The 7946-nt window shown below is 37.7% G+C and carries 7 protein-coding genes and 3 pseudogenes; 1 reads left to right on the forward strand and 9 read right to left on the reverse strand.

The window, feature by feature from the left end; all coding sequences use genetic code 11:
- The 3 genes and pseudogenes from G593_RS19960 to G593_RS0117840 form a co-directional block, all read right to left on the reverse strand.
- Nucleotides 1-241 (reverse strand): annotated as a pseudogene (locus tag G593_RS19960) (transposase); the annotation flags it as partial.
- 49 nt (nt 242-290) lie between these two features.
- Nucleotides 291-485, reverse strand: a complete 195-nt coding sequence (locus G593_RS18930) for a hypothetical protein (RefSeq protein WP_242827137.1) — start codon at nt 483-485, stop codon at nt 291-293.
- Between the two features lie 181 nt (nt 486-666).
- Nucleotides 667-1533 carry a DUF4300 family protein gene (locus tag G593_RS0117840; RefSeq protein ID WP_029732551.1) on the reverse strand — a complete coding sequence of 289 codons (867 nt, stop codon included), beginning with the start codon at nt 1531-1533 and terminating at the stop codon, nt 667-669.
- Between the two features lie 362 nt (nt 1534-1895).
- On the opposite strand from G593_RS0117840, the gene G593_RS0117845 reads away from it, so the two are divergent.
- Entirely contained in the window at nt 1896-3104 is a 1209-nt protein-coding gene (locus G593_RS0117845) for an IS110 family transposase (protein WP_029732552.1), read from the forward strand.
- A gap of 415 nt (nt 3105-3519) precedes the next feature.
- Here the strand turns inward: G593_RS0117845 and G593_RS0117850 are convergent, their stop codons facing one another.
- From G593_RS0117850 to G593_RS0117875, 6 genes and pseudogenes are all read right to left on the reverse strand, one after another.
- The gene (locus G593_RS0117850; RefSeq protein ID WP_005341535.1) at nt 3520-3834 is read right to left on the reverse strand and encodes a helix-turn-helix domain-containing protein; all 315 of its coding nucleotides are present in this window, start codon (nt 3832-3834) and stop codon (nt 3520-3522) included.
- A gap of 79 nt (nt 3835-3913) precedes the next feature.
- Nucleotides 3914-4870: an ORF6N domain-containing protein gene (locus tag G593_RS0117855; protein ID WP_005341533.1), complete on the reverse strand. Its 957-nt coding sequence runs from the start codon at nt 4868-4870 to the stop codon at nt 3914-3916.
- 176 nt (nt 4871-5046) lie between these two features.
- On the reverse strand, nt 5047-5394 hold the full coding sequence (locus tag G593_RS0117860; RefSeq protein ID WP_029732553.1) for a TnpV protein: 348 nt from the start codon (nt 5392-5394) through the stop codon (nt 5047-5049).
- Between the two features lie 296 nt (nt 5395-5690).
- A pseudogene (locus G593_RS19970) lies at nt 5691-5873 on the reverse strand (tyrosine-type recombinase/integrase); the annotation flags it as partial.
- Between the two features lie 124 nt (nt 5874-5997).
- On the reverse strand, nt 5998-7575 hold the full coding sequence (locus G593_RS0117870; protein ID WP_029732554.1) for a recombinase family protein: 1578 nt from the start codon (nt 7573-7575) through the stop codon (nt 5998-6000).
- A pseudogene (locus tag G593_RS0117875) lies at nt 7572-7946 on the reverse strand (recombinase family protein); the annotation flags it as partial. The gene G593_RS0117870 and the pseudogene G593_RS0117875, both read right to left, overlap by 4 nt.

A 7946-nucleotide genomic window follows, 5' to 3' on the forward strand; every position in this document is an offset into this window, starting at 1 on the left:
TGCAAAATATCCATCTGTCCAAAAGGTATGTTCTTTCCAGAATTGTTTTCGTAAATATTGGGGATATCTTTTCCATATATCTTATTATCACACTGTGTCTCTGACATATCTCATACGAAAACTGTTTTATATCATCTGATATCTGCCTCGAAACCAGTAATTTCTTCCTATATTTACAGACAAAAATAATGTGATATTGTAATAGGTATTTGTGTCTGTTTTTAGATTTCCATGTTCCCATGCCATGAGTATACGATAATTTCTGATTTTTGGCTACCTTAACCCACCGTCTAAAGCCAGTGGGATTGCGGTAGCCTTATTTCAATATCTACATAATTTGAACAACCACCATTATATTTTTGAAAAGCATGGTCATTAAAATAGATAGTTTTCTTTGTCTTTGAAGTTTTCACATATCCAATCCATGCCGGGCCATCATCAGAATATCCTGCTTTCGGTTCGATGTACATTAAATCTTTAATCATTTATCATTTCTCCATTTTGCAATTACACAAGTTGGGCTTTATTGAATTATAATCATTGCTCCTACTGCATTATAAATTATATGTAGTATGATTGCTCCCCACAGACAGTTAATCCCCGCCACAAGAAGCTCCTTTGACAGTGTGTTTTTCCAATAGGCGCTAATCATACTCTTATGGTCTGCTAATTATTATTTTTTAATGTTCCAATATATTCACCATTATTATATACAAATGGTCCTGCTTCTCCCTCTTCTCCGAAATACTCTGGTCTACTCGAAAGGATATCGAACAACTCCTCCATATTATACACTTTTGTCGCTTGATACGGCTGTTCAAATGCAATCTTTTCTACAAACAAAAAATAATCGCTGTACTTTATCAGTAGACCTGTGTGTCCTATAAAAATAGCATCGGTATCTGGATCGTATATTGCTATACTTAAAATGGATATCCTATCACTATCTATTTGAAATCCATAATGTTTCCAGCTATCAGAAAATGTTGTTTCTGGATGTTTATCATCTATAATACTCTTCTCTCCGTATAGTGTAGTAAACATGTCTTTATTCTGTCTTATTATTTCATATCTGTCTACATTATCTATTGCTTCCATATCAAACATTAAATACGTGCCGTCGTAATTATCTTCTGTTGATTCTGCGTGAAGCAGTCCATCTAGCAGAAGAAAGGCTGTCATTCTGCAGTCGGTGTCTGAATAATTGTGATTTTTTTCCCAACCATCCATACATTTACCAGTATCTACTTTCATTTTCTTCGGATCTGACCAAGTATCCTTTATATTTGCATTCTTCCCCGCAGAATCCGCGAAATCAGTCACCCATTCCTGAAATACATCTACATGCGAAGCACCTACTGCATTAAGCTCTTTGCAAATCTCTGTAATAGTATTGTTTCCTCCCATATAAGTTGCGATTGGTAGCTTCTGCTTCTTTTCTAATTTTGCACATCCATCCAACATCATGCATAAAAGAATAATAAATGTAGCTACTTTAATTACTTTTTTTGTTTTATTTTGACTTTTCAACATATATACCTTCCTCAAATTGATCAGCTTCAAAAAATGCTCCTATGTCTTTTACCGTCACAATAATTCCATATTATTATGCCTTTTTCTACTACAATATATTTATGGTTAATATCCCTTACAGCCAGTAAGGAATTATCCATCTTGTTGCTTAAGCTGTATAATGATGGAGAAATTGGTATATCGTCCCTTTTCTTGGACCTCGCGTCCGCAATTAAGACTGATAACCAGTTCCTCATTCGCAGCGTTCGTTTTATGCAGGTTGAATCGCCATAGGTGCATTCGCGTCACACCACAGTAGATTGAATGGGCAATGAGTAAAACTGGTATTTATCCATTGCAATAATCTTAAGGAGTGACAATTTATGAACGCAGTAGGTATCGATGTTTCAAAAGGTAAAAGTATGGTTGCTATCATGCGACCATTCGGTGAAATTGTTTCCACCCCCTTTGAAATCAAACACACAACCAGTGACATTAATTCACTTGTAGAACTCATCAACTCTGTTGAAGGTGAGTCACGAATCGTGATGGAACATACAGGACGTTACTACGAAGTCCTTGCCCATCAGCTTTCAGAGGCTAACCTTTTCGTCAGTACCATTAACCCCAAACTTATCAAGGATTTTGATAATGATTCCCTTCGTAAAGTCAAATCTGATAAAGCGGATGCTGTTAAGATCGCCCGATATGTTCTTGACAAATGGCAAAATCTTAAACAGTATAATGTTATGGATGAATTACGCAATCAGCTCAAAACCATGAACCGTCAGTTCGGCTTTTACATGAAACACAAGACGGCTATGAAAAATAATCTTATCGGCATCCTTGACCAAACCTATCCTGGTGTTAATACTTACTTTGACAGTCCTGCACGCAATGACGGCAGCCAGAAATGGGTTGATTTTGCATCTACATACTGGCATGTGGACTGTGTCCGTAAAATGTCCCTGAATGCCTTTATTGACCATTATCAAAACTGGTGCAAACGCAAGAAGTACAACTTCAGTCAGTCAAAAGCTGAAGAAATCTATGGAAAAGCAAAGGAACTTGTTCCTGTACTTCCAAAGGATGCCCTTACAAAGCTTATTATCAAGCAAGCTGTAGACCAGCTTAATAGTGCCTCTACAACTGTTGAATCGCTACGCACTCTCATGAATGAAACTGCATCCAAACTCCCGGAATATCCTGTCGTTATGGCTATGAAAGGTGTTGGAACTTCTCTTGGTCCTCAGTTGATGGCTGAGATCGGAGATGTTTCCCGTTTCACTCACAAAAGTGCTATTACTGCATTTGCCGGTGTAGATCCCGGTGTTAATGAATCTGGAACCTATGAACGAAAAAGTGTTCCTACCTCAAAACGAGGTTCCTCTGATCTTAGAAAGACTTTATTTCAGGTAATGGATGTCCTGTTTAAAACGCATCCTCAAGATGATCCTGTTTATCAGTTCTTAGATAAGAAACGTGCTCAAAACAAGCCTTACTATGTCTATATGACTGCAGGTGCTAACAAGTTTCTAAGAATCTACTACGGACGAGTGAAAGAATATCTTTCATCTCTTCCAGAATCCTAATTATCCACTAATATTTTCAGACCAGCACTGGTGTGGTGGTCTTATTTTGATACCCAATTTTCAACCTGTATAAAATTTTCAATGTTCTTTCAATTTAGCCTTGACTTTTTATTTGCAGGCTTAATTAATTATTTGTATTCTCTTGCAATTTTTTAGAATACATTACTATTTATTCGCTGTAAATAGCATATTAACAAAATTAGAAAAATATTTATTTTTTTAAGATCTCTCTGTTTGAAATAAACTCCCCACTATAAATTTAAACATGGAAAATTGCATAAAATAGCAACGGTTTGTCCAGTATGGGATTTACCATATCTGGTTTTCCTATTTTCTGATGTCCGGAGATAGAAATTTCCTATGACCTGATTGTCCAAAATTGGACTATCTACCCTTAGGCACTTCTCTTCTCCACTTAATCATTTTCTTCTCCTAATGGAACTTCCCGGATAATATATTCGGTATCGCCATAAGAGCCATACTCATTACGCAATCTATGACGTTCCACATATCCATGATGCTCTAATTCCTTAATTGCAGAACGAACAGAATCAATCCCATCTCTGCTCAATGTTGCCAGTCCTTGCATATTGTAATTCCAGTCATCTGGCAAACTTAACATCAGCGATAATAGACCTTTCGCTTTCAATGTCAGATTCTTATTCTTGAAATGGTGATTACTCATTACCGTAAAATTCTTAGTTCTCTCTACACGAAAAATCTGTGCCATGCTCCCCACTTCCTTTCCAGACAGAAAAAGACGCAAGCCATATTCTTATGACTCACGCCTTTCTGCATAACTTACTTTTCTATTCTTCTGTTTCCAATTCCAATCTCTGTAAAATATCTCTTACAATACCTGCATCTTCAATCAGATTAATTCCAAAACATTTTTTACCTGCATCCTTCAAAGACGCACCCACATGATATGCTTTCGTTTTATCAAGAATTAAAAAACGATCATGAAATGCTCTTGTGTACTTCACATCCAGTTTAGGATACTGTGCATTAAAGTTATCTACATCTGTTTGAGATAATTTTGTCCGTTGCTGTGTATAAACTGTCACCGCCACATTTTCTTTCTTTTTGGACAACATATTTAATGTTCCTACATCCACATAGCCATCTACCAGAACAATTTCCATTTCTGCTTTCTGAATCAGTCCTATCAATAAGCTGAATGCATCATATATCTGACCATCAAAAAATATCTTTTGATTAGACTCCTCATGATCTGATATGTACTCAAAAATCTGCTCCAGTTTTTCATCTGTCTTTTTCTGATATTCCAGTTGTTTTAGCTCAACGTTACTAATCCTTTCAAACAAAAGTGCATTGTTGGCTATAAACCGTCGCATTTCTACAAATGCACGCATAATACCTATACTTACATTAATTGCCACCTCGCTATGCAATACACTTGCAAGCATGGATATTCCCTGCTCTGTAAATACATACGGTAATGTACGTCTGCCACCATAACCATTTTCTGTTCCACTGCCATTTGAGGTGCCAAATTGGCATTTCAAGTTTTCATATTCATCTTTTGTAAGCTGAAATCGAAAATCTTCTGGAAATCTGGCAATATTTCTTTTAACGGCTCTGTTTAACGCTCCCGTTTCTACCTGATAAAGCATTGCCAGATCACTATCCACCATGACTTGTTTGTTTCTTACTACATAAATCAGATTTTCAACGTCCGGTGGCATGATTTCAACTATTTGTGTTTCCACTGGTTCCATTTCTCTTACTTTCTGATCCGCCATTCCATTTCCTCTATAACTTGAAATGCCAAACTGGCATTTCAAGTTACTTTACCGCACAATCATTTCTTATGAGTTCCCAAAATCCATGTTCCCATTTTACCCTATTTTTCTCATTCTGCCTACTGCTATTTTTCATACAATAATGAGGTCGCATTCCACGACCTCATCACCTTCATTTAAACATAAATCAATTCCTTGAGAATAATTTCTTCCGCAATCGCTCTGTGCTGATTAGCAGCTCTTACCCAGGCAATCTGATCTTTCTCTTTATCCGGCAATGGTTCTTTTTCTTCTAACTGTTTCAGTATTACCTCTTCCCGTTCTCTGGCTGCCTTGTCCACTTCCAGAAGATGCTCTCCAATGGTGTCCTGTAAAAGCATCACCTGATAGGTTGAATTTCGATAGTTTTTCAGATAATCTCTGCGAAGAAAACCATACTTGCCAAGTTGCTCCATCTGCTCACCGGATTTATAGGTGAGATTCGGGATCAGATATCCATTTACATTTGTATACGTTAATTCCATTTTATTAGCACTCTCCATTTCTCATCATTTTTTGACCACAAATTTACGACATTTACGACAAATCTGACACTGCTTTACAATACCAGACAAAATGGCTGATGCCCAGGAAAGCCTATAAAACAGGCACTTCCGGGATACACAAGGCAGGACAAAAATCGACTTCCATTATCAAGAGGTGAGTGCTGATTTTTTTGTTATTTTTTTGCAAACCCTTTAAAATCAATGGTTTGCAGTATCTTATTTCTTTTGAAATTGTGATTTTTTCTGTTTTGACACCAATTTCTCTTTTTGTGGTGTCAAGCATTTAACACCATACTATCTAGTCTTGCAATCTCATTTTCAATCCTTGTCAGCTCTCCAATATGGTTGTACACTTCCATTGTTACATCTATATGAGCGTGTCCCATAATATATTGAAGAACTTTTACGTCCATACGGCACTCTGCCATTCTGGTACAAACTGTGTGACGCATTACATGTGGATGTGTCAAGTATAGGACAAAAAAAATTTTATTTTTTTCTGCCGAAGACTATCTGACGCTCCCATCAGGTAGTCCCAGCACCTTTATTATCTTCTAATAAGTCATTCTTGTCCTGCTCAAGTTATCTCTGTTCCGAAAAAATATCGTCAAAATTCCATTCGATTTCAATTTCATCTTGACTATGAACACGGATCACCTTGATAATCTCACGCAGCTTCTCTGTATCGAACTTCTGAATTCCCAAGAAATCTTTTAGTTTTATTTTATGAGAAAGTTCATTTTGTTCAAGAAGCTTTTTACTATTCTCCGCATCTTCTATCTTTCGTTTTATTTCCTCCAGCTGCACACTTATCTTTCTAGCTCTCTGCTTATACGAATCACAATCTATACGACCATCTTTGTAATCATCATAGAGTTTCATCTTTTCCGAGGTCAACTGTCGGCTCTGTTTTTGCAATTCTGCGGTATTGATCTCTTTGTAGTCGCATTGCCTGTTGGAAGATACTTTCTTTTCTTTTTCCAACATTGACGCTACATACTGATGGACAAGCCCAAGGATATTCTCCTCCAGCGGTTCCCGTCGGATCACCAGACTTCGACACACAGGATCTCCATTTGTTCGAGCATCTGAGCATTTTAGCAGATGCTCCGTTTCTTTTAGTAAAGAATGCCCACAGTTGGCACACAACAGCAATGCCGGCTGTTTTTTACGTCTTTCCAGAGTAAAATTGGTGCGTGATTCCGCAACACTTCTCTTCTTTTTCGGATGCATTTCATTTGCTTTTTCAAACAATGCCCTGTCTATAATTGCCGTATGATGATTTTCCAGGCGAACCCATTCTGTTTCATCATTCAGAACTGCTTTATGACCGGTATGCATACTGCAACGTGTTTTTCCCCAGATTCTGGTTCCAATATAAATCTCATCCCGGACAATTGCCGCTACTGTCGTAGGGCTCCAGTGTTTCTTTTTGATCGTGTCAAACCTCTGGAACTGCACCTGATCCCCTCTTGATAATTTCTGCTCATCACAAGTGGCAATCGCCTGTCTGTTCAATTCCCTTGTAATATCCGCAAAACTTGTTCCTTCCGCTGCCATCCGAAAAATCATTTTCACGACTTTTGCAGCCTCCGGATCTACTTCCAGCCTTCCATCTTTTCCTTTTTTATAGCCATATCTGGCATTTACCGGAAGGCGTGTACCATTTCTCGTTCTTGTCTGCAATGCTGATGAAATTTTCTTTGACAAATCCAGGCTATACATATTGTATACCAGATTCTGCAATGCTACATTCATTCCACCAGTCATTCCGCTGCTTGCTACACTGTCATAGCTGTCATTAATCGAAATAAATCGAATCTGTAGAAGTGGAAAAATATATTCAATATAAAATCCAACTTCCAAATAGTCTCTTCCAAATCTGGAAAAGTCTTTCACAACTACACAGCCGATTTCTCCGCTTTTCATGTCATCCTGCAGCTGTTGAAATCCCTGCCTTTTAAAATGAGTACCGCTGACACCGTCATCCACATATTCCAGAATATCCGACTCAGCTACACCAAGCTCATCAATTGCAAATGATTTTAACAGAATTCTCTGAGAAGTTACACTGTCGCTCTCTTTTTTGGCTCTGCCATCTACATTGTCATCTTCTGCGGATAAACGGATGTAAACAGCTGTTTTTCTATGATCTGTCATCTTGACTGCGCCTCCTTCTCTTTCTTTAATTTCTGTAAATCTGCAAACTGATCGTCATATACCAGCTTGATCTCATAATCATACTTACCATGGATAATAATTGAATCCACAAAGGCATCTGCCATTTCTTTTGTCAGCTTACGCTTTGACATATAAGTATGTATCACATTTCCCCAGCCTTCTTCAATGTGGTAATCCTGGGAATACCGAACCTGTGCCGCCAATACTGTGTCCAGACGGCTCTTGATATTCTCAATTTCATTGGAATAGATCCGAGAAAACTGTATGTACTCTTCTTCTGTAATCAAACGTTCCGAGTAATCTTCATATAAATCCGACTTACGCTTACTGATTCGGCTTAGTTCCCGTCG

The sequence above is a fragment of the Dorea sp. AGR2135 genome, assembly GCF_000420885.1.
Taxonomy (GTDB): domain Bacteria; phylum Bacillota; class Clostridia; order Lachnospirales; family Lachnospiraceae; genus Dorea; species Dorea formicigenerans.

Bases quoted from the DNA above. Each gene is read 5' to 3' on its own strand.
- G593_RS0117845 (WP_029732552.1), top strand. From the start codon at position 1,896: ATGAACGCAGTAGGTATCGATGTTTCAAAAGGTAAAAGTATGGTTGCT.
- G593_RS18930 (WP_242827137.1), bottom strand. From the start codon at position 485: ATGATTAAAGATTTAATGTACATCGAACCGAAAGCAGGATATTCTGAT.
- G593_RS0117855 (WP_005341533.1), bottom strand. From the start codon at position 4,870: ATGGCGGATCAGAAAGTAAGAGAAATGGAACCAGTGGAAACACAAATA.
- G593_RS0117860 (WP_029732553.1), bottom strand. From the start codon at position 5,394: ATGGAATTAACGTATACAAATGTAAATGGATATCTGATCCCGAATCTC.
- G593_RS0117870 (WP_029732554.1), bottom strand. From the start codon at position 7,575: ATGACAGATCATAGAAAAACAGCTGTTTACATCCGTTTATCCGCAGAA.
- G593_RS0117840 (WP_029732551.1), bottom strand. From the start codon at position 1,533: ATGTTGAAAAGTCAAAATAAAACAAAAAAAGTAATTAAAGTAGCTACA.
- G593_RS0117850 (WP_005341535.1), bottom strand. From the start codon at position 3,834: ATGGCACAGATTTTTCGTGTAGAGAGAACTAAGAATTTTACGGTAATG.